The sequence below is a fragment of the Enterobacter sp. 03-F-07-AD-ECC genome, from assembly GCF_047530935.1.
Lineage (GTDB): Bacteria > Pseudomonadota > Gammaproteobacteria > Enterobacterales > Enterobacteriaceae > Enterobacter > Enterobacter cloacae.
Map to the genome: position 1 here is coordinate 1 of NZ_JBLKBZ010000026.1, position 20,299 is coordinate 20,299.

At 56.3% G+C, this 20,299-nt stretch carries 15 protein-coding genes; 9 read left to right on the forward strand and 6 right to left on the reverse strand.

Annotated elements, in window-relative coordinates; all coding sequences use genetic code 11:
• The first annotated feature begins 176 nt into the window (after nt 1-176).
• On the forward strand, nt 177-1,250 hold the full coding sequence (locus ACMWKA_RS22615; RefSeq protein WP_038419991.1) for a porin: 1,074 nt from the start codon (nt 177-179) through the stop codon (nt 1,248-1,250).
• Nucleotides 1,251-1,306: 56 nt separating this feature from the next.
• Here the strand turns inward: ACMWKA_RS22615 and ACMWKA_RS22620 are convergent, their stop codons facing one another.
• Nucleotides 1,307-2,170, reverse strand: coding sequence for an N-acetylmuramic acid 6-phosphate etherase (locus tag ACMWKA_RS22620; RefSeq protein WP_414760624.1), 864 nt, complete (start codon nt 2,168-2,170; stop codon nt 1,307-1,309).
• 164 nt (nt 2,171-2,334) lie between these two features.
• On the opposite strand from ACMWKA_RS22620, the gene ACMWKA_RS22625 reads away from it, so the two are divergent.
• Both ACMWKA_RS22625 and dcuR read left to right on the forward strand, forming a co-directional pair.
• Complete coding sequence (locus ACMWKA_RS22625; RefSeq protein ID WP_013097754.1) at nt 2,335-3,951, forward strand: sensor histidine kinase; 1,617 nt, start codon at nt 2,335-2,337, stop codon at nt 3,949-3,951.
• A complete protein-coding gene (gene dcuR, locus ACMWKA_RS22630; RefSeq protein ID WP_414760625.1) occupies nt 3,948-4,667 on the forward strand; it encodes a two-component system response regulator DcuR in 720 nt (239 codons plus the stop codon). The genes ACMWKA_RS22625 and dcuR overlap by 4 nt, the downstream gene beginning before the upstream one ends.
• Here the strand turns inward: dcuR and ACMWKA_RS22635 are convergent.
• Both ACMWKA_RS22635 and ACMWKA_RS22640 read right to left on the reverse strand, forming a co-directional pair.
• A complete protein-coding gene (locus ACMWKA_RS22635; RefSeq protein WP_038979668.1) occupies nt 4,648-5,610 on the reverse strand; it encodes an FAD:protein FMN transferase in 963 nt (320 codons plus the stop codon). The genes dcuR and ACMWKA_RS22635 overlap by 20 nt on opposite strands.
• A gap of 94 nt (nt 5,611-5,704) precedes the next feature.
• Nucleotides 5,705-8,485, reverse strand: coding sequence for a flavocytochrome c (locus tag ACMWKA_RS22640; RefSeq protein WP_414760626.1), 2,781 nt, complete (start codon nt 8,483-8,485; stop codon nt 5,705-5,707).
• A 608-nt stretch (nt 8,486-9,093) separates the two neighbouring features.
• On the opposite strand from ACMWKA_RS22640, the gene ACMWKA_RS22645 reads away from it, so the two are divergent.
• Nucleotides 9,094-10,602, forward strand: a complete 1,509-nt coding sequence (locus ACMWKA_RS22645) for an anion permease (RefSeq protein WP_013097758.1) — start codon at nt 9,094-9,096, stop codon at nt 10,600-10,602.
• A gap of 52 nt (nt 10,603-10,654) precedes the next feature.
• Entirely contained in the window at nt 10,655-12,304 is a 1,650-nt protein-coding gene (fumA, locus tag ACMWKA_RS22650) for a class I fumarate hydratase FumA (RefSeq protein ID WP_129327994.1), read from the forward strand.
• Here the strand turns inward: fumA and ACMWKA_RS22655 are convergent.
• Nucleotides 12,293-13,177 carry a LysR family transcriptional regulator gene (locus ACMWKA_RS22655; RefSeq protein WP_308926198.1) on the reverse strand — a complete coding sequence of 295 codons (885 nt, stop codon included), beginning with the start codon at nt 13,175-13,177 and terminating at the stop codon, nt 12,293-12,295. The two genes, fumA and ACMWKA_RS22655, sit on opposite strands and share 12 nt — an antisense overlap.
• 112 nt (nt 13,178-13,289) lie before the next feature.
• Between ACMWKA_RS22655 and ACMWKA_RS22660 the strand changes: the two genes are divergently transcribed.
• The 3 genes from ACMWKA_RS22660 to ACMWKA_RS22670 all read left to right on the forward strand — a co-directional run bounded on the left by ACMWKA_RS22660 (nt 13,290) and on the right by ACMWKA_RS22670 (nt 17,020).
• A complete protein-coding gene (locus ACMWKA_RS22660) occupies nt 13,290-14,588 on the forward strand; it encodes a serine hydrolase domain-containing protein (protein WP_259387395.1) in 1,299 nt (432 codons plus the stop codon).
• A gap of 340 nt (nt 14,589-14,928) precedes the next feature.
• Nucleotides 14,929-16,227 (forward strand): MFS transporter, encoded by a 1,299-nt coding sequence (locus ACMWKA_RS22665; RefSeq protein ID WP_129327996.1) that lies wholly within the window; start codon nt 14,929-14,931, stop codon nt 16,225-16,227.
• Nucleotide 16,228: 1 nt separating this feature from the next.
• A complete protein-coding gene (locus tag ACMWKA_RS22670) occupies nt 16,229-17,020 on the forward strand; it encodes a substrate-binding domain-containing protein (protein ID WP_414760627.1) in 792 nt (263 codons plus the stop codon).
• Here the strand turns inward: ACMWKA_RS22670 and ACMWKA_RS22675 are convergent.
• Nucleotides 16,992-17,894 (reverse strand): LysR family transcriptional regulator, encoded by a 903-nt coding sequence (locus ACMWKA_RS22675; RefSeq protein ID WP_129327998.1) that lies wholly within the window; start codon nt 17,892-17,894, stop codon nt 16,992-16,994. The two genes, ACMWKA_RS22670 and ACMWKA_RS22675, sit on opposite strands and share 29 nt — an antisense overlap.
• 384 nt (nt 17,895-18,278) lie before the next feature.
• Between ACMWKA_RS22675 and mtfA the strand changes: the two genes are divergently transcribed.
• Nucleotides 18,279-19,076, forward strand: coding sequence for a DgsA anti-repressor MtfA (mtfA, locus tag ACMWKA_RS22680; protein WP_048971594.1), 798 nt, complete (start codon nt 18,279-18,281; stop codon nt 19,074-19,076).
• Here the strand turns inward: mtfA and ACMWKA_RS22685 are convergent.
• Nucleotides 19,073-20,284 carry an MFS transporter gene (locus ACMWKA_RS22685; protein ID WP_129327999.1) on the reverse strand — a complete coding sequence of 404 codons (1,212 nt, stop codon included), beginning with the start codon at nt 20,282-20,284 and terminating at the stop codon, nt 19,073-19,075. The two genes, mtfA and ACMWKA_RS22685, sit on opposite strands and share 4 nt — an antisense overlap.
• Between the last annotated feature and the right edge of the window lie 15 nt (nt 20,285-20,299).

A 20,299-nucleotide genomic window follows, 5' to 3' on the forward strand; every position in this document is an offset into this window, starting at 1 on the left:
AAATTATAATACACGAGAAAAATAAAGCGACACTTAGAAATATTTAGTAATATTTTTACCCATTTAATTACATTTATTATTGAACTTAAACCCCCTCTCCTGGAATAGTATCGACGCTGTAGTTGCGGAGCGTGATTACATATATTCATATAAATTATCTCTAAAGGGAATATATAATGAAAAGAAAAGTATTGGCCATTCTTGTACCCGCGTTATTAATGGCTGGCGCAGCAAATGCCGCTGAGATTTATAACAAAGACGGTAATAAACTTGATTTCTATGGAAAGATGGTTGGTGAACGCATCTGGTCCAACACTGATGAAAGCAACAGTGAAAATGAAGATACGTCATATGCCCGTTTTGGCGTAAAAGGCGAAACGCAAATTAATAGTCAACTGACCGGTTACGGCCAGTTTGAATACAACATTGAAGCCAGCAAGCCTGAAGGTGAGCAGGACGAAAGTACACGTCTGGCCTTTGCGGGTCTGAAATTCGCAGACTACGGTTCATTCGATTATGGCCGCAATTACGGCGTGGCTTATGACGGCGCGGCGTATACCGATATGCTGGTTGAATGGGGTGGCGACTCATGGGCTGCCACAGATAACTTTATGACTCAGCGTACCAATGGCGTTGCGACCTACCGTAACACCGATTTCTTCGGTATGGTTGAAGGTCTTAACTTTGCTGTTCAGTACCAGGGTAAAAACGATAACCGCAATGAATTCAAAGCAAATGGTGATGGTTACAGCATGTCTGTGAATTATAACCTTGATGGCTTTGGTTTCGTTGGCGTCTACGGTAAATCCGATCGTACCGATGAGCAATCTGCTGACGGTTATGGCGATACGGCGGAAGTTTGGTCTCTGTCTGCTAAATATGATGCAAACAACGTTTATGCTGCGGTGATGTACGGTGAAACCCGTAATATGACTAAAGTTGGATATAACGCCTTCGCCAATAAGACCCAAAACGTTGAAGCCGTTGTTCAGTATCAATTCGACTTTGGTCTGCGTCCATCCCTGGGCTACGTATATTCACAGGGTAAAGATCTGTATGCCCGTAATGGCTATAAAGGCGTTGATGCTGACCGCGTAAATTATATTGAAGTGGGTACCTGGTACTACTTCAATAAAAACATGAACGTTTATACTGCCTATAAATTTAACCTGCTGGACGAAGAAGACGGTGCCATCACTGGCAACGCAACTGACGATCAGTTCGCGATGGGTATTGTTTACCAGTTCTAATCCCCCAAAACACCAAAGGCCGCAATCGCGGCCTTTTTTTATTCCTGCGCGCTCTATTACGGTGCTTCCTGCAACGCCACCCGAATGAACCCGTTGTTCTGCGCAAGCAACTCATGCGCTTTCCATGCATCCAGCCCGGTCAGCACCATCAGCACCGCCGTTTTGCAGTTATGGTTACAGCTCTCCAGCGCGGCTTTTGCTACCGCTCGGGTGCATCCCCCCGCTTCCATCACTATCGCGATTTGCCGTTCAGCCCACTGGATGCTGCTCGCCTCCAGATCCACGCGCAGGTTGCTGTAAACCCGCCCGGTGCGGACGGCCAGCCCGGTGGTCACCATAGAGAGGATCATTTTCTGCGCAATGGCCGCTTTGGTATTCAGATACCCGGCAACCACATCCGGGCCCAGCTCTGGCGCAATCACCATACTTGCCAGCTGCGCCGCTTCGCTTTGCGCATTATCGGTAATCACCGCCACCGGTGAACCGAGCGACCACGCATGCCGCATGGCGCCCCAGACCCACGGCGTTTTTCCGCTTACGGTGACCGCCAGCATCATATCGTGCTCGCCAAAGTTAATCGCCTGCAGGTCGGCAACGCCGCGCTCGTAGCTTGTCGCATCGTCGTCCGCCGTGATGGCCATCACCGGGGTTTTACCCGGGGCATACTCATCCGCCGCCTGTTTCGCCACACAGCCGGACGGCCCCGCGCCAACCATAACCAGACGCCCCCCGTGGCTCAGGGTCGCGGCGGCGTTATCCACCACACGGGCAATAATGGGTAAAAAAGGGGTGATTGCAGCGGAGATAAGTGCATCATTCTGGTGAATGACTTTCAGCATGTCCAGCGTGGACAATCTATCGATATTCATCGTGCTGGCGTGCCGTCTTTCCTTGACCGAACCGGTAAGCATAATGCTCATAAACAGCCTCCTTATTATGAGTACCCACACACTATAAAGTGTTTTATATGGATGACATGCGAGGAGGGTCACGAAAAGCGGAGCAAATGCATGCTTTTACACAGCTTTAAGAAAAGCGCGTCATCGGCGATAATTACCCCTTTCTTCTTCATCGCGGAGTGTTGATGAGCGATTTGCAGCCCTTTCCCCAGACGCGCAAGCGCCCCATGAAACTGAACACGCTGGTCACGTTGATGGTGTGCGCGATCATCGCCTCTGTGCTGCTGCTGGTCTTTGCGCTCTATTCAGTGCAGATCACCCGGGCAACCCGCGATGACGTCAAGGATACGGCGCTGGGCATTGCCCGAACGCTGGCGAACAGCCCGGAGATCCAGCGTGGCCTGATGCAACCGCCGCAGGCCGATATCATCCAGCCCATCGCCCAGGGCGTTACAAAACGCAACGACCTGCTGCTGACCGTGGTCACCGACATGCGCGGTATTCGCTATTCGCACCCGAACGAAGCGCTGATTGGCCTGCATTTTATCGGCGACGATCTGAACCCGGCGCTGGAAGGGAAAGAGAACGTCTCCGTTAACCGGGGCGCGCTCGCGGAAGCCCTTCGCGTATTTACGCCCGTGTATGACAGCCAGCACGAGCAGATCGGCGTGGTGGTGGTCGGCATCTCGCTTAAAAAAGTAGAAGACCAGATCGCCCGCGGGCGACTTAACGCCGTCTGGACTATTTTGTTCAGTATCTTTATGAGCTCCATGGCGATCTGGGGACTGGTTCGCGTTCTGAAACGCATCCTGTTCGGGCTGGAGCCGTATGAAATCTCCGCGCTGTTTGAACAACGTCAGGCGATGCTGCAGTCGCTGCGCGAAGGAGTGTTAGCGGTCGATATTCATGGCCGCGTGACGATGATAAACCACACCGCCAGAGAGATATTGCTCCTGCCCTCCGGCAAGCAGACCGAAAACGCCAGCGCGCCCCTGCTGGCCAGCCTGCGTGAGGTGTCAAAGACAGGCATCGCGCGTCAGGATCAGGAGATCAGCTGCAACGGACGGCTGCTGCTGTGCAACATGGTGCCGGTGAAAAGCCAGGAGCGGGTGATAGGCGCCATCACCACCTTCCGCGACAAAACCGAAATCAGCCAGCTGATGCAGCGCATCGACGGCATGGTGAATTACGTCGACGCCCTGCGCGCCCACACGCACGAGTTTATGAACAAACTGCACGTGATCCTGGGCCTGCTGCATATCAAGCGCTACGACAAACTGGAAGAGTACATCCTGCAGACAGCGCACAATTATCAGACTGACATTGGCACCATCCAGAGCAAGGTGAAATCCCCGGTGATTGCCGGGTTCCTGCTGGGTAAAATCAACCGGGCGAAAGAAGCGGGGATCACCCTCACCCTGGCGGATGAGTGCCAGATACCGGATACCGCCAACGAAGAGCAGGTCGCGGTGCTGGTCACCGTGCTCGGTAATTTGATTGAAAACGCACTGGACGCGATGGAGGGCCAGCCGGAAGGCGAAATCACCCTGCTGCTGCACTATCAGAATGGCTGGCTCAGCTGTGAAGTCAGCGATGACGGCCCGGGAATTGATCCCGCCCAGCTGGAGACTATTTTTACTAAAGGCTTCTCAACAAAAGGTGAAAACCGGGGCGTTGGGCTGTTCCTTGCCCGCCAGCAAATTCAGAACCTGGGCGGTGATATCACCGTCGAATCTGAACCTGGCGTATTTACCCAATTTTTTGTTCACATCCCCTGGGATAGCGAGAGGAATATCGCGTGATAAATGTATTAATTGTCGATGATGACGCCATGGTAGCCGACCTCAACCGTCTGTATGTTAACCGTGTTGAAGGTTTTAGCTGCTGCGGCGTCGCCTCCACGCTGAACCAGGCCGAGGCCGTTATTAACAACCCTGCCCAGCCGGTTGATCTGGTGCTGCTGGATGTCTACATGCAGCAGGATAACGGGCTGGATCTGCTGCCGGTGATCCGCGCCTCCGGTCGCCCAATCGATGTCATTATGATCTCTTCGGCTGCGGACGCCGCGACAATCCAGACCTCTATCCATTACGGCGTGGTGGATTATCTGATTAAACCGTTCCAGTTCCCGCGCTTTGAAGAGGCGCTGAACGGCTGGAAGGCAAAGCACAGCCTGATGGGCTCGCACCAGTATTATGAGCAGGCGGACGTCGACAGGCTGATCCACGGCGGGGCGCCGGAGCTGGCAGACAGCAAAAAGCTGCCAAAAGGGTTAACGCCGCAAACGCTGCGCACCATCTGCCAGTGGATTGACGCTCACCCGGAGACCGAGTTTTCCACCGATGACCTGGCCAGTGCAGTGAATATCTCGCGCGTCTCCTGCCGCAAATATCTGATCTGGCTGGCGCAAATCAATATTCTATTCACCAGCATTCACTACGGCGCTACCGGGCGCCCGGTATATCGTTACCGTCTCCAGCCCGAGCAGACAGGCCTGCTCAAACAGTACTGTCAGTAATGCGGTAACTATTATCCAGTAAAGTAAAGCGGAAGTGGTGCGCTGAAGAGAGCACCACTTCTTTTGTTTTGGTCACAAAGATCGCTTCAATATCAGGACGCGCACGCAGCACCGCGCAGCCCTTCTCCACGCCCATGCCGTACATCAGCGTGGTCCAGATATCCCCGTCGATGGAATCGTTTGAAATGATGGTCACGCTGTCCAGTTCGTTATCCAGAGGATACCCGGTACGCGGGTCCAGGATGTGGTGATAGCGCCTGCCGTTTTGTTCAAAGTAGCGTTCATAGGTTCCCGACGTCACCACGGAGCGATTCTCTACCGTCATCGCGCCGATCAGCTCATCACCCGCAAACGGTTTTTTAAGCCCCACGCTCCAGCCCCCCTCCGGCGAGCCCAGCGTCTGGATATTGCCCCCAAGGTTGATCAGCCCAAGTTCAGCGCCCTCTTTGCGCAGATAATCCCGCACCCTGTCGGCGATATAGCCTTTGGCGATGGCGCCCAGGTCGATCTCCATCCCTTTTTGGGTCAAAAAGACGCTACTGCTGGCCTCGTCCAGCACCACATCCTCAGGACGGGTAATCGCCAGCAAGGCGGCGATGTCTTCGGCGGGCGGCACGCTGTCGCCGCGAAAGCCGATTTTCCACCGTTTCACCAGCGGGCCAATCGCCAGGTTAAACGCGCTGTCCTTGAGCAGGCTCGCCGCTTTTGCGCAGCGGATCAGCTCGAACACCGGACGGCTGACGCTGACGGGCCGCTGCCCCGCCGCATGGTTGATTTCCATAACTTCAGAGTGCGCGCGGTTAACGGTAAGCAGATCTTCGTACTGTTTGATCAGGCGAAACACGCGGGAGGCGAGGGCTTCGTCATGGGAAAAGAGTTTGAGGAGAATGGGCGATCCCATCAGGACGGCGGAATAACTGTAAACGCGATGGTCATCAGGCATAGCATGAGTCCTCAGATGTAGCCCCGGCAAGCACCGCGCCGCCGGGGAAAATGCCGGATAACGCTGCGCGTATCCGGCATACAACACAGGGGTCTTACTGCTTTTTCGAACGCATAGCCGCCTGATGTCCTGCAAGCGTACCAAAAATAATGATATCTGCCACCGCGTTACCGCCGATACGGTTACCGCCGTGGATCCCGCCGACCACTTCACCGGCCGCAAACGCCCCTGGCAGCACGTTGTGGTTGCTGTCCAGCACGCAGGTTTCGGTGTTGATGGTCACGCCGCCCATGGTGTGGTGCACGCCCGGCGCAATCTGAATGGCATAGAACGGCCCTTCGTTGATGGGCGCACGCAGCGCGGTGGTACGGCCAAAATCATCGTCATGCTGTTTTTCAACAAAGCCGTTGTAGCGTTCCAGGGTCGCCAGGAAAGCGTGGTAATCCATTCCCAGCGCCTCGGCCAGGGCTTTTGGCGAGCTGGCGCTGGTCACAAAGCCTTTAGCGATGTACTCATCCGCCGCTTTGTTTTTGGCACGAACGTGCTCGTCAAAGACGATATACGCGTATTTCTCCGGCAGTGCGATGATTGACGCCGAGACTTTATCGCGAGTTTCCATCTCATTGAAGAAACGGTTCCCCTGCTGGTTCACCAGAATCGCTCCGCCGCCGCGAATGGATTCGGAAATCAGGTACGAGGTTTTCTGCTCAACGGTTGGGTGGATCTGAATTTCACCCATATCTACCGTACCGGCACCGATGCGTTCCAGCAGCGCGATACCGCCGCCGGTTGCCCCTTTGTGGTTGGTGGTGACAAAACCTTCCAGGTCAGGGCGGTATTTCACCACCATCTGGCTGTTGGCGCTGAAGCCACCGGTGGCGACAATGACGCTTTTAGTGGTCACGGTAAGGGTTTCGTTCTCTTCTGTGGTCAGACGCACGCCGGTGACTTCGCCGTTTTCGAACAGGATCTCGCTGACAGACGTATCAAGCATTACGTCGATGTTGCGCTTATTGACGTTACGCACCAGGCCGCTGATCAGATAGCCGCCTACCGCAGAGCCGTCTTTTGGACGGTGCGTACGGTCAATGCTCATCCCGCCGGTGGTGGTGATGTCATTCAGCATAATGCCGCGGGTTGCCAGCCATTCAATCGCCTGCGGCGCATTCTCCACGAAGCGGCGCAGCAGTTCCGGGTTGTTCTTGTTACCGCCCCCTTTCAGGCTCTCCTGGTAGAACAGCTCTTTGCTGTCCTGGATCCCTTTCACCCGCTGGAAGCGCGTCTCTGCGGCATTCATCCCGGCAGAAGCTTTGATGGTGTTCCCGCCGATGGTTGGCATCTTCTCAACAATCAGCACGCTCGCGCCTTCATCGTGGGCCTGAATGGCTGCGGCCAGACCGGCACCGCCGCTACCCACTACCACCACATCCACGCTGCGGGTCGCGTTCGGGTCAGCGCCCTCTTCTGCCGCCAGCGCTTTGCTGGATTTCAGCATCGCTTTAGAGACCGCTTTTTTCACCGCTTCACTCTGGCTGGTTGCACCCGTGACGGCATCCACGTGCGGGGTGTTGGCGTCCAGAATGCGGGTGCGGATCTCTTCAAAGCTGGTGACAAACTCAACGTCTTCGCTCGGGCCAGACGCCAGCGCAATATCGGCGATGCGATCGGTTTCCAGACTGACGTTGATTACCAGTTCGTTAACATCGTCCTGCACCTTCTCAGTGAACATGCCTGGCTTGAATTTTGATTCGCCCATGCTCATATCGCGGATCATCGCTTCCACCAGCGAGAAGCGCCACAGTGGTTCAGGAATGCTCAGCTCTTCGCGTTTGGTGCTGTCCATAAACAGCTCCAGACTTTCACCGGCCGCGATCCGGTCAGTCCAGTCCGGGTAAGCGATGGTAGCGCGCCCCACGGCAATCAGGTCGTAACCGCTATCCAGCGCCTCGTTAACGTCTGCGGCATTCACCACGCCGCCGACCCCCATCACCGGAACCTGAGCCAGGGTTTCAGAGCGCATGGCGCAATATTTTTTGATGAGCGGGGTTGGGTCCTGCGTGTCGACAATGGAAGGACGCAGGGTCGCCCCCACGGAGAAGTGCAGATAATCCACACCGCGTGCCGCCAGTTTTTCCAGCAGGTACATGGTGTCTTCAAAGCGGATGCCCGGGACTTCCAGCTCTTCAGGGGAGAAACGGTAGCCAATAATGAACGCATCGTCCGCGTACTGGCGCACCATTTTGTGCGTGATATCCAGCACCGCCAGCGGGAATTTAGCGCGGTTATCGCGGCTGCCGCCCCACTCGTCGTCGCGCTGGTTAGAGTTCGGGGAGTAGAACTGCTGAATCAGGTAGGTATTTGCGCCGTGAATTTCAACCCCGTCGAAACCGGCCTGGATGGCACGGCGAACGGCTTCACCAAACTTGCCGATCATGCCTTCCACTTCTTCACCGGTCAGGGCAACCGGCGTGGCAGCCCCATCACGCGGCGCGGCAACGGCGCTTGGGCCAACCGGCGTGCGGCCACCGATCAGTTTTGGATCGACCATACGGCCGCCGTGGTAGATCTGCAGCAGGGCTTTCGAGCCTTTGGATTTAATGGCGTCCGCGATTTTCGCCAGCCCGGCGATTTTCTCGTCGTTATCGATACCAATCGCGCCGGGGAACGCAAGGCCGAGGTCATCGATAAAGCAGCATTCAACAATAATGGTACCAATGCTGCCGGAACGGGCCCGATAGTACTCCACCAGCTCGCTGGTGACCGTGCCGTCGTAATAGCCGGTACAGGTGGTCATGGGTGCCATTAACAAACGGTTTTTCAGTTCAGTGCCATTCGGTAATGTGAAGGGGCTCAGAATACGTTCGTTAGTGCTCATAATTGAAACTCCAAACTTTAAAAATTAAGAATTCGTTATCGGATTGATTTTTTATTTCGTCGTTATTTGCCGATGTCATGATATTAATATAATGATTTTTTTAGTTTCTAAAGTTATTACGTTAGTTAAAAAACTATTTAATCCCTGCGATAACACAAATAACACATTGGTGTTAGCGATTGTAATTTAGCCATTCACAATAATTTAAAATTCGTTAAATAACCAATGGTAAAACCATTTCTCCAAAAACCAATAAAACCAATACAAATCAATCATATAAAAATTATCAAAATTCGACATTGTTACAGAAATGATAAATTGAGCTCATAATATACGTAATACCCACATACGCCAGAGTGGTTATTAATAAAAGCATAAAAATACCGCTGCAATTCTCTTTTCTTGATCGCGATCAATAGTCATGGCATCCAAAAGCGCAATATAAAAACATCATCAATTTTTAATTTAGCGCAAACCAAAATGCGTTAAATCGCTATTACTGAAAATACAAATCAGCACCTTTAATAACTAAAAAAAGCAAAGAAACTTAAGAAAGCAATTTTGTTTTTCAGTGCGACCGAATTTTTGACAACTTAAGACGTGAAACTATGAATACAAAAACTGCTGTAACGCCCCCTGTGGCGAACCAGGCATCAAATGGGAAAGCAAAACGACTGCTGATGATGGCATTGCCCGTCATCGTCGCCGTCCTGCTGCTGTTTGTTCCGGTACCAGAAGGACTGCCGCCTTATGCGTGGCACTACTTTGCGATCTTTGTCGGCGTGATCGTCGGCTTAATCTTCGAACCGCTGCCGGGCGCGGTGATCGGTCTCACCGGCGTGGTGGCGATTGCGCTGTGCAGCCAGTGGGTGCTGTTCAGCCCTGAACAGCTGGCCGACCCGAAATTCAAGCTGGCGGGTGCCTCCTTTAAGTGGGCGGTCAGCGGGTTTGGTAACTCGACTGTGTGGCTGATCTTCGGTGCCTTCATGTTCGCCGCGGGCTATGATAAAACCCGCTTCGGCCGCCGTCTGGCGCTGATTCTGGTGAAATATCTCGGCCGTCGCAGCCTGACGCTCGGTTATGCCATCACCTTCGCGGACCTGCTGCTGGCACCGTTTACGCCGTCCAACACCGCACGTAGCGGCGGGACCATCTACCCGATCATCGCTAACCTGCCGCCGCTGTATGGCTCAAAACCAAACGACCCAAGCGCGCGTAAAATTGGTTCGTACCTGATGTGGGTGGCGATCACCGCGGCCTGTATCACCAGCTCGATGTTCCTCTCCGCCCTTGCGCCGAACCTGCTGGCACTGGCGCTGGTGAAAAGCACGGTAGGGATTGATATCTCCTGGGGTACCTGGTTCCTCGCCTTCCTGCCGCTGGGCATTCTGCTGATTCTGACCATGCCGCTGCTGGCCTACTGGTTCTACCCACCAGAAGTCAAAGTGAATAATGAAGTACCGCTGTGGGCAACCCGTGAACTGGAAAAACTGGGCAAACTGTCCCGCAATGAAATTCTGCTGCTGGTGTTCGTGTGCTGTGCGCTGCTGATGTGGATCTTCGCCGCCGCGTGGATTGAACCAGCCATGGCTGCCCTGCTGATTGTGGGTCTGATGCTGTGGACCGGCGTGCTGGAGTGGAACGATATCACCGGCAATAAAGCCGCGTGGAACACCTTTGTCTGGTTCGCCACCCTGGTCGCGCTGGCAGATGGCCTCTCCTCTACCGGCTTTATCAGCTGGCTGGGTAAAGAGGGCGGTCTGTTAATGAGCGGTATCTCGCCGGGCGTTGCCACCATCGTGCTGCTGCTGGCGTTCTACCTGCTGCACTACCTGTTTGCCAGCACCACCGCGCACACCACCGCGCTGCTGCCGGCGATGCTGACCATCGCCTCCACCATTCCGGGCATGAATATGGAAGTCTTCGTCCTGCTGATGGTGACCTCGCTGGGTGTGATGGGGATCATCACCCCGTACGGTACCGGCCCAAGCCCGATTTACTACGGTAGTGGCTACCTGCCAACCAAAGACTACTGGCGCCTGGGCACTATCTTCGGTGCCATCTTCCTGGCGGCCCTGCTGCTGATTGGTTATCCGTGGATGTCCATGATGTTCTGATTCCTGACCGCCGGACTTCTCCTCCGGCGGTTTTATTTTTCTGGAGCAAGCTATGTCAAACAAACCGTTTTTTTATCAAAACCCCTTCCCACTCGCGCACGACGACACCGAATACTATCTGCTGACCAAAGAGCACGTCTCCGTTGCCGAGTTCGACGGTCAGGAAGTCCTGAAAGTCGAGCCAGAGGCGCTGACGCTGCTGGCACAGCAGGCGTTCCACGATGCTGCGTTTATGCTGCGTCCTTCCCATCAGAAGCAGGTCGCCGCCATTCTTAACGACCCGGAAGCGAGCCAGAACGATAAGTACGTTGCCCTGCAGTTCCTGCGTAACTCTGAAATCGCCGCTAAAGGCGTGCTGCCAACCTGCCAGGATACCGGTACAGCGATCATCATGGGTAAAAAAGGCCAGCGCGTCTGGACCGGCGGTGGCGATGAAGCCGCGCTGAGTCAGGGGGTGTACAACACCTACATCGAAGACAACCTGCGCTACTCCCAGAACGCGGCGCTGGATATGTATAAAGAGGTGAACACCGGCACCAACCTGCCTGCGCAGATCGACCTCTACAGCGTCGACGGCGACGAGTACAAATTCCTCTGCATGGCGAAAGGCGGCGGTTCAGCCAACAAAACCTACCTCTATCAGGAAACCAAAGCGCTGATCACCCCGGCGAAGCTGAAAAACTATCTGGTGGAGAAAATGCGCACCCTGGGTACCGCGGCCTGTCCGCCATACCATATTGCCTTCGTGATTGGCGGAACCTCCGCGGAAGCGACGCTGAAAACGGTGAAGCTGGCCTCCACCCGCTACTACGACGCGCTGCCTACCGAGGGGAACGAACACGGCCAGGCGTTCCGCGATGTTCAGCTCGAACAGGAACTGCTCCAGGAAGCACAGAACCTGGGTCTGGGTGCGCAGTTTGGTGGTAAATACTTCGCTCACGATATCCGCGTGATCCGCCTGCCGCGCCACGGTGCCTCCTGCCCAATCGGCATGGGTGTCTCCTGCTCCGCAGACCGTAACATCAAAGCGAAAATCAACCGCGACGGGATCTGGATTGAAAAACTGGAACACAACCCGGGTCAGTACCTTCCAGAATCGCTGCGCCAGCAGGGCGAAGGTGACGTGGTCAGCATCAACCTCAACAAGCCGATGAACGAGATCCTGGCGCAGCTTTCCGCGTACCCTGTCTCTACCCGCCTGTCGCTGAACGGCACCATCATCGTGGCGCGAGATATCGCCCACGCGAAGCTGAAAGAGCTGCTCGACAACGGCGAGGAACTGCCGCAGTACGTTAAAGACCATCCGATTTACTACGCGGGCCCGGCCAAAACGCCGGAAGGTTATGCCTCCGGCTCCCTCGGCCCAACCACTGCGGGCCGCATGGACTCGTATGTGGATTTACTGCAGTCCCACGGCGCGAGCATGATCATGCTGGCCAAAGGCAACCGCAGCCAGCAGGTGACGGATGCCTGCCACAAACACGGCGGCTTCTATCTGGGCAGCATCGGCGGCCCGGCGGCGGTACTGGCGCAAAACAGTATCAAGAGCCTGGAGTGCGTGGCGTATCCGGAACTGGGAATGGAAGCCATCTGGAAAATTGAAGTGGAGAACTTCCCGGCGTTTATCCTGGTGGATGACAAAGGTAACGACTTCTTCCAGCAGATCCAGAACAAACAGTGCCAGGGATGTTCACAGCGCTGAGCGTTTCCATAGTGCCGGCAGCCGCGACAACGTTTGATTGATCCGTTCACGCTTGTCGCTGCCCGGCTTCCAGATAGTGACCATCGTCTGACTTATCCCCTGGCTGCCCACTTCGGTGGGCAGCCTTTTTACGTTTTTCCACTGCGTCGCATGAAGATGGGTCGGCAAAAAGCCCCAGCCACAGCCCTGCTCCAGCAGGCCGCGCAGCATCTCAATTTCATTAGTGAAAAGGGTATGCCCGGCAATTTGCAGACGACGGGCAACCGGTTCATCTGACGCGGCATGCATAACCACCTGCGGAACCAGAGAGAGATCGAGCAGCGAAACCGGCGTGGCAACCTTCGCAAAAAGCGCGTCTGCGGCGTAAAAATCCATGTCGATGGCTCCCAGAGCCCGCCACTCCATCTCATTACCCACGCTGCGGTTGCGCGCCTGGCAGATACCTAAATCCGCCTCTCCGCTCGCCAGCAGGGCTTCGGCCTCGTCACGCGACGCGCTGGTCAGGCTCAGGCGTATTTTTTGTGCCGCCATCTCTGCAATCAGCACCTGCAGAAAAGCCCGGGGAGTGAACGGATCGTAAACAAGGGCAATGTCCTGCGTCGCGCTGTCCGGCACCGCTCTGGCAAAGGCCTCAAAGGCTTTCACCTGACGCATCAGCAGGTGCGCCTGTCGCTGAAGCTGTTCCCCTTCAGGCGTTAGTCGCACGCTGCGTCCCTCGCGCAGGAACAGGGCATAACCCAGCCCGTCCTCAAGAAAATCGATCAGATCGCGCAGGGTCGTACGGTCTTTACCGAGCTTAATGGCCGCCTTCATCAGGCTGCCGTGCTCTGCCACCGCGGTAAACGCCTCCAGCTGGGCAAATGAATAGACCATCGCCTCCTCTCCCTTCATTCCGTTTTTCGGGGGAATTTCCCCCATAACCCGTTTTTTATTATAGGGCGCGGCTTCTTAAACTGAAGTCCTTCCTGAACCAAACGAGATAAACATGAAAAACAAAACGTTAAACCGCAGCCTGCTCGCCGCACTGGTGGTCAGCAGCCTCTTATCCCCTGCCGTTATGGCTGCCTGTCACGGCACCGACCTCAACCAGTGCCCTGCACCGTTTGACGCAACCCTTCCCGACACGCACAGCATGCTCACCTGGAGTCAGGCGGATCGCGTGGTGGGCTTTCGTAACGACTACCGCAACTACGCGGGCGATGTTTTCCGCCACGGAAAGGCCACACCGCTGCTGGCAGCGGAGAAACCGCTTACCGACGCCCGCTATCAGGTTAATGGCAAGACTTATACCCTCCAGGATTACGTGAAGCGCCAGAACGTCAGCGGCATGCTGGTGCTGAAGGACGGCAAAATAGCGTGGAAATATCTGGGTGAAGGCAATACCGATTCCACGCTCTGGACATCACGTTCGGTGGGGAAATCCGTGGTCTCTGCGCTGGTCGGGGTCGCCCTTAAAGAGGGCAAAATCCACTCCCTTGACGATCTTATCACCCGCTACGAACCCGATTTAAAAGGCACGGCGTGGGATGGCGTGACGCTGAGACAGCTGATCACTCATACCTCGGGCGTGGCGTGGAACGAAGACTACACCAACCCACAGTCTGATTTCGCGCAGCTTACCGAATGCGAAGCGAAGCCGGGCACCTACAACTGCGTGCGTAAGCTGGTGAAGGGATTACATCGGAAACACCCGGCCGGAGAGAACTGGTCCTATTCATCGGGTGGCGCGTGGCTGCTGGGTGACGTGCTGGAGCGCGCCACCGGTATGACGCTGGCGGCGTACCTGGAGAAAAGCATCTGGCAGCCGTACGGGATGGCGAACGACGGCGTATGGCATGCCTACCGTAAAGGCCAGCACGATGTCGGCGCGCACGGCTTTAACGCCACGCTGGAAGACTGGGGCCGCTTCGGCGAATTTATCCTGCATAACGGTACGCTCCCTTCGGGCAAACAGATCCTGCCTGACGGCTGGGTAAAAGAGTCGTCAGACTGGACCCAGGCGAAAGGCTCCGTCTCAGACGCGCATCCGAAAGGGTTGTACGGCTATCAGTGGTGGAATAACGAGGTGCCCGCCACGGCAACAGACGTTAAGCCCGCGCCAGAGGATTCCCTGAAAGATTCACTCTGGGCGCTGGGAATTTTTGGCCAGATGATTATGGTGAATCAAAAGGAAAACCTGGTAATCGTCCAGTGGTCCACCTGGCCGCAGGCGGAGCCGTCTTTCAGCGCCCAGCCGCTGGAAGCGTCGCTGATGTTTAGCGCGATTGCGCAGGCGCTGCGCTGAATAGAGCGCTCTGCCAGTTTTGCCCGGCGGCGCTACGCTTGCACGGGCCTACAAAATTCACAGGTCGGGTAAGCGAAGCGCCACCCGACAAGAGCAGCGGCTACTCTGCCCTTCTGCGCGATATCACAAAATAGCGATATCAGCCACTTAGCGAATTATGGTGAATGAAAAACCAATGAATTGTTAAGTTATTGTTAGGTATGTAAATCCCGGTCAACGTCCTGTCATTGATGTGCAGTACGCATCAGTCCATGCGTGATTTGCGCTTATTAATTTCCGTTTAATGCGCCAGTTTTCAGAAACAGACGGACAACACGTCAATAAAAAACTGGAGACGACCATGATTTCCTCAACCCCACCTGCAACCGTTCGCGCAAGAGCGGGCGCGATACTTCGCGTCACCTCGGGCAATTTCCTTGAGCAATTCGACTTCTTCCTGTTCGGGTTCTATGCCACCTACATCGCGCATACCTTCTTCCCGGCGAGCAGTGAGTTTGCCTCGCTGATGATGACCTTCGCCGTCTTCGGCGCAGGCTTCTTAATGCGCCCCATTGGCGCGATTGTCCTCGGGGCTTACATCGACAAGGTGGGTCGCCGTAAAGGGTTAATCACCACCCTGTCGATTATGGCGGCCGGCACCTTCCTGATTGTGCTGATCCCCTCTTATGAGAGCATCGGCCTGTGGGCGCCACTGCTGGTGCTGGCTGGACGCTTGCTGCAGGGCTTTTCCGCCGGGGCGGAGCTTGGCGGCGTGTCGGTCTACCTGGCTGAAATTGCCACGCCGGGTCGCAAAGGCTTCTTTACCAGCTGGCAGTCCGGCAGTCAGCAGGTGGCGATTATGGTGGCCGCCGCAATGGGCTTTGCGCTGAACGCGATGCTGGAAGAGAGCGCCATTCGTGAATGGGGCTGGCGGATCCCGTTCCTGTTCGGCTGCCTGATTGTGCCGTTTATCTTCTTCCTGCGCCGCAAGCTGGAAGAGACCGAAGAGTTTCGCACCCGCCGTCACACGCTGGCGATGCGTCAGGTCTTTACCACCCTGCTGGCGAACTGGCCGGTTGTGGTCGCGGGCATGCTGATGGTCGCCATGACCACCACCGCGTTCTACCTGATCACCGTCTATGCGCCTACCTTCGGCAAAAAAGTGTTAATGCTCAGCGCCTCCGACAGCCTGCTGGTGACGCTGCTGGTGGCCATCTCCAACTTTATCTGGCTGCCGGTGGGCGGTGCGCTGTCGGACCGCTTCGGCCGTAAACCGGTGCTGGTTGCCATGACGCTGCTGGCGCTGATCACCAGCTATCCGGCCCTGACGCTGCTGGCGCAGGCACCGAGCTTCTCCATGATGCTGAGCGTATTGCTGTGGCTCTCCTTCCTCTATGGCCTCTATAACGGCGCGATGATCCCGGCGCTGACGGAGATCATGCCGGTTGAAGTGCGTGTTGCCGGTTTCTCACTGGCGTATAGCCTTGCTACCGCGATCTTCGGCGGGTTTACACCGGTCATTTCAACGGCCCTGATTGAGTTCACCGGCGATAAAGCCTCCCCGGGCTACTGGATGAGCTTCGCGGCGATCTGCGCGTTGCTGGCAACGCTTTATCTCTACCGTCGCAGCGCGATGAGTCTGCAAGTACAGAGAGGATAATATGCGCACATTTGTACGTTCAGGCCTGACCGGGCTGGTAATACTGGCGACCAGCGCAGGCGCGCTGGCCCAGGAGGTGACGGTCATGATTTCAGGCGGTTTTAAGGCCGCGCTGGAAAAACTCGCCCCCCAGTATGAAGCCCGGACGGGCGACCATATCGTGCTGATCCCGGAGCCGTCGATGGGACAGACGCCGCAGGCGATCCCCAACCGACTGGCGCGCGGTGAAAAAGCAGACGTGGTGATTATGGTGGGTGATGCGCTGGCGCACCTTGCGAAGGACCGGATGGTCAAAGAAGGTTCGCGCGTTGAGCTGGCGGATTCGCCCATCGGCGTGGTGGTGAAAGCCGGCTCGCCGGTACCGGATATCGCGACCGATAGCGCGCTAAAACAGACCCTGCTTAAGGCCAGCGCCATCGCCTATTCCGACAGCGCCAGCGGCCGGTATGTGCAAACAGAGCTCTTCAAAAAGCTGGGGATTGAAGCACAGGTAGAGGGCAAAGCGCATAAGGTGGAGCGCATCCCGGTCGCCTCTGAGGTGGCAAAAGGGAAATACGCCGTGGGTTTCCAGCAGGTCAGCGAGTTGTTACCCGTGCCCGGCGTAACCTTTGTTGGCAAACTGCCGGATAACCTGCAGTACATCACCCGTTTTGCCGGCGCGGTCACCGCTCACGCGGAGCATCCTTCCGAAGGTAAAGCGCTGCTGGATTACCTCGCATCAGCAAACGCGCAGGAGACCATCACCGCCACCGGGATGATCCCCGTCACTCCGCCGCGCGATAACGCGCAGTAATGAGTGTTTCCAGCTCAGCGGCAATCCACGACTGAATACGCCCGCTGCGCCGGATCAGCCCGACAGTGCGTTTGACCTCGGGCTCGGTCAGCGGAATGTGCGTCAGGAGGGAGTGCTCAGAGTGCGGCATTGACATGGCGGGGACGGCAGCAATACCAATCCCCGCCTCTACCATTCCCAGCATCGTGGTGACGTGGCGCGTCTCGCAGATCCCCGGGCGCTCCGGCTTAATATGGCCGAGCATCTGATCGAGCAGATTCCGGTTCCCCGATGTAATGTCCAGGCTGATGTAATCCTGCTGATAAAACGCCTGCCAGGTCAGACTCTTGCGTCCCGCCAGCGGATGATCGCGACGACACGCGGCGACATAGACATCCTCCACCAGCGGAATAAAGGTGAGATCTGGCTGCAGGCTCCTCGCAAAACAGATGCCAAAATCCGCCTGCCCGCTGGCTACCGCGTCAATGACGTTGCCCGCGCTGCTGTCGATAAGCTTGATGCGCACGCGCGGATAGCGGCGGTGAAACTGGCGGATCACCTCCGGCATAAAATGGCAGGCCGCCGAAGGCACGGTGGCAACGGTAATTAGCCCGGTGCGCTCCTCGCTCACCTTGTCGATATCCGCCAGCATCGTTTCCACGTTTTCCAGAAGCTGCCCGCAGCGGTCGGCAAAGGTCTGCCCGAAGAGCGTCAGCGTCACGCGCCGGGTGGTTCTGTCGAACAGTTTCGCGCCGACGGCGGTCTCCAGCTTTTCAATGCGGCGGCTTAAGGCGGACTGGGAGAGGCAGATAGATTCCGCGGCAATACGGAAGTTACCGTACTCCACCAGCGCTCTGAAGGCATAAAGATCGTTGAGGTCGAAATTGACGGGCATAGATTCTGGCAATCCTTAGCGCTTTCTGGAAACTCGAACATTCATAATAGCGACTTATGAATCAGAGAGGTACTAGCACCGCTTCAGGACAATAAGCCAATATCCGTGGAGAAGGCGCAACTGATCGACGCGCTCGGGGAAATCAAACGTCGATAAACGCTCTGTATCACCCGTTGTGCCATGTTTTCCGCTGGGGATCGTCTCAATGGGATTTTTGTCACTGAAAGGAAACGGGATAAGTGTTTGAATAATGGCAGAGGGCTGGCCTCTCCTGCCATTCCCACATCTCTACGTTTTATAGTTGCCTTCATGCCGGGTTCTTTGGCATGTTAACGGAACCTGACCTTTCAATTTTGTTCACGTGACGAGTTTGCGAGCACAGCGATGATTAAGTGGCCCTGGAAATCAAATGACGCTGGTCAACATGTGGCGCTGCCGTGGGATGACGCGCTGGCGATCCCCGTGCTGGCCAACCTCCAGCCGGATGAACAGTCAAAGCTCATTCAACTGGCGGATCGCTTTTTGCAGCAAAAGCGGCTGGTTCCGCTGCAGGGGTTTGAGCTGGATGCACTTAAAAGCGCGCGTATCGCCCTGCTTTTCTGCCTGCCGGTGCTCGAACTGGGTATCGAGTGGCTGGATGGCTTCCACGAAGTGCTGATCTACCCCGCGCCGTTTATCGTTGATGACGAGTGGGAAGATGATATTGGCCTGGTGCATAACCAGCGCGTGGTGCAGTCCGGGCAAAGCTGGCAGCAAGGCCCCATCATCCTCAACTGGCTGGATATTCAGGACTCGTTCGACGCGTCCGGGTTTAACCTGATTGTTCACGAAGTGGCGCATAAGCTTGATACCCGCAACGGCGATCGCGCCAGCGGTGTTCCGCTGATCCCGCTGCGTGAAGTCGCCGGTTGGGAGCACGACCTGCATGCGGCGATGGAAAATATCCAGGATGAGATTGACCTTGTCGGGGAAAGCGCGGCCAGCATTGATGCCTATGCGGCAACCGATCCGGCCGAGTGTTTTGCGGTGCTGTCAGAGTATTTCTTTAGCGCCCCCGAGCTGTTCGCCCCGCGTTTCCCGGCCCTGTGGCAACGTTTTTGTCATTTTTATCAGCAGGATCCCCTGCAGCGTCTGCGCCAGAGTGAGGGTTCCGGCAGCACAGCCTTCCGACACGTCCACTAGGCCCCTGTTTCTGGGGTACGCTCAACCGACCGTACCCCAAAGCTCAAGGCTAAAAACAGCAGCGCCATTGCCCAGGCGGCCACGATTAAAAACGTTTCACCGAATGCGCGCGTCACCAGCGGCACCAGCAACGCGCTGACGCCGTAGCCCAGCGTATGGCTGGTGGCGATCACCCCCGCCCCTTTGCCTGTCGTTAACCTGTCGTTCAGCAGCAGCTGATAGCCGGGCGTTGCCATCGCCGCTCCCAGCGAGGTAATGACGATCCCCACATAGAACAGCGCCATATCCGCGAGACACATCACCCCAAGCCCGACCACCATCAACACCGCTGCCAGGCAAAGTAACGTCATCGGGCGAAAGTGCTGCGGACGCACCACCAGAAACTGGGCAGCGAGCGTTGCCAGCGCGGCCAGGCTCAGCAGCAGCGCAACGTGATGGCTGATTTGCGCCGCATTGCCGTCCAGCAACGGACTGAGATGGGGTGACAGACCAAGCTGCATCAGGCTCACCAGCGCGGCAAGCAACAGCGCCAGCATAAGGTAAGGCAGCATTGATGGCAGCAGCCGCGTCGCCTGTTGCGCCACTGGCGGTAAAGGCGGATCGGCCACTTCACGCAGCACCATCAGCAGGGCGATAAACGGAGCCATAGCCATCAGCCACAGCGGTGCCACCGGGTTAACGCTGAGCATCAGCGCTGCCAGCGGCGGCCCCAGCAGACGCCCGCAGCTGAGGCCCGAGCTTATCGTCGCCAGCGCGGCCATTCTTTTCTCCAGACCCGCACGCTGAATGGCCCATGTCTGGGCCGCCGGCACCAGACCAGAGACCGTCAGGCCGTACAGGGTGCGCGAGAGGATAAGCCCTGCCAGCCCCCAGGCGGCATTGAGCATCCCGTTCGCCATTGCCCAGACCACCAGCGCCATGACGAAGAAACTTGCCAGATAGCCGCTCAGCGAGGCCAGCATCACGCTTTTACAGCCGTGCCGCTCGCTCTGGCGTCCCCACCAGGGCGAAGCCGGTAAAAAGAGCATCGAACCGAACATCAACAGACCCGCCCAAACGGAGAGCGATAGCCCGGTCATCGTGACCAGCTGCGGCAGCATGACCAGCAAACCGTTTTGCCCGATCCCCAGTAAACCGGCACACAATGCCAGGGGCCAGTTCGCTTTCGGGGCGAGATTGTCGGTCAGAGTGTCGGAAAGTGAGCGCATAGAATTGTGAACATA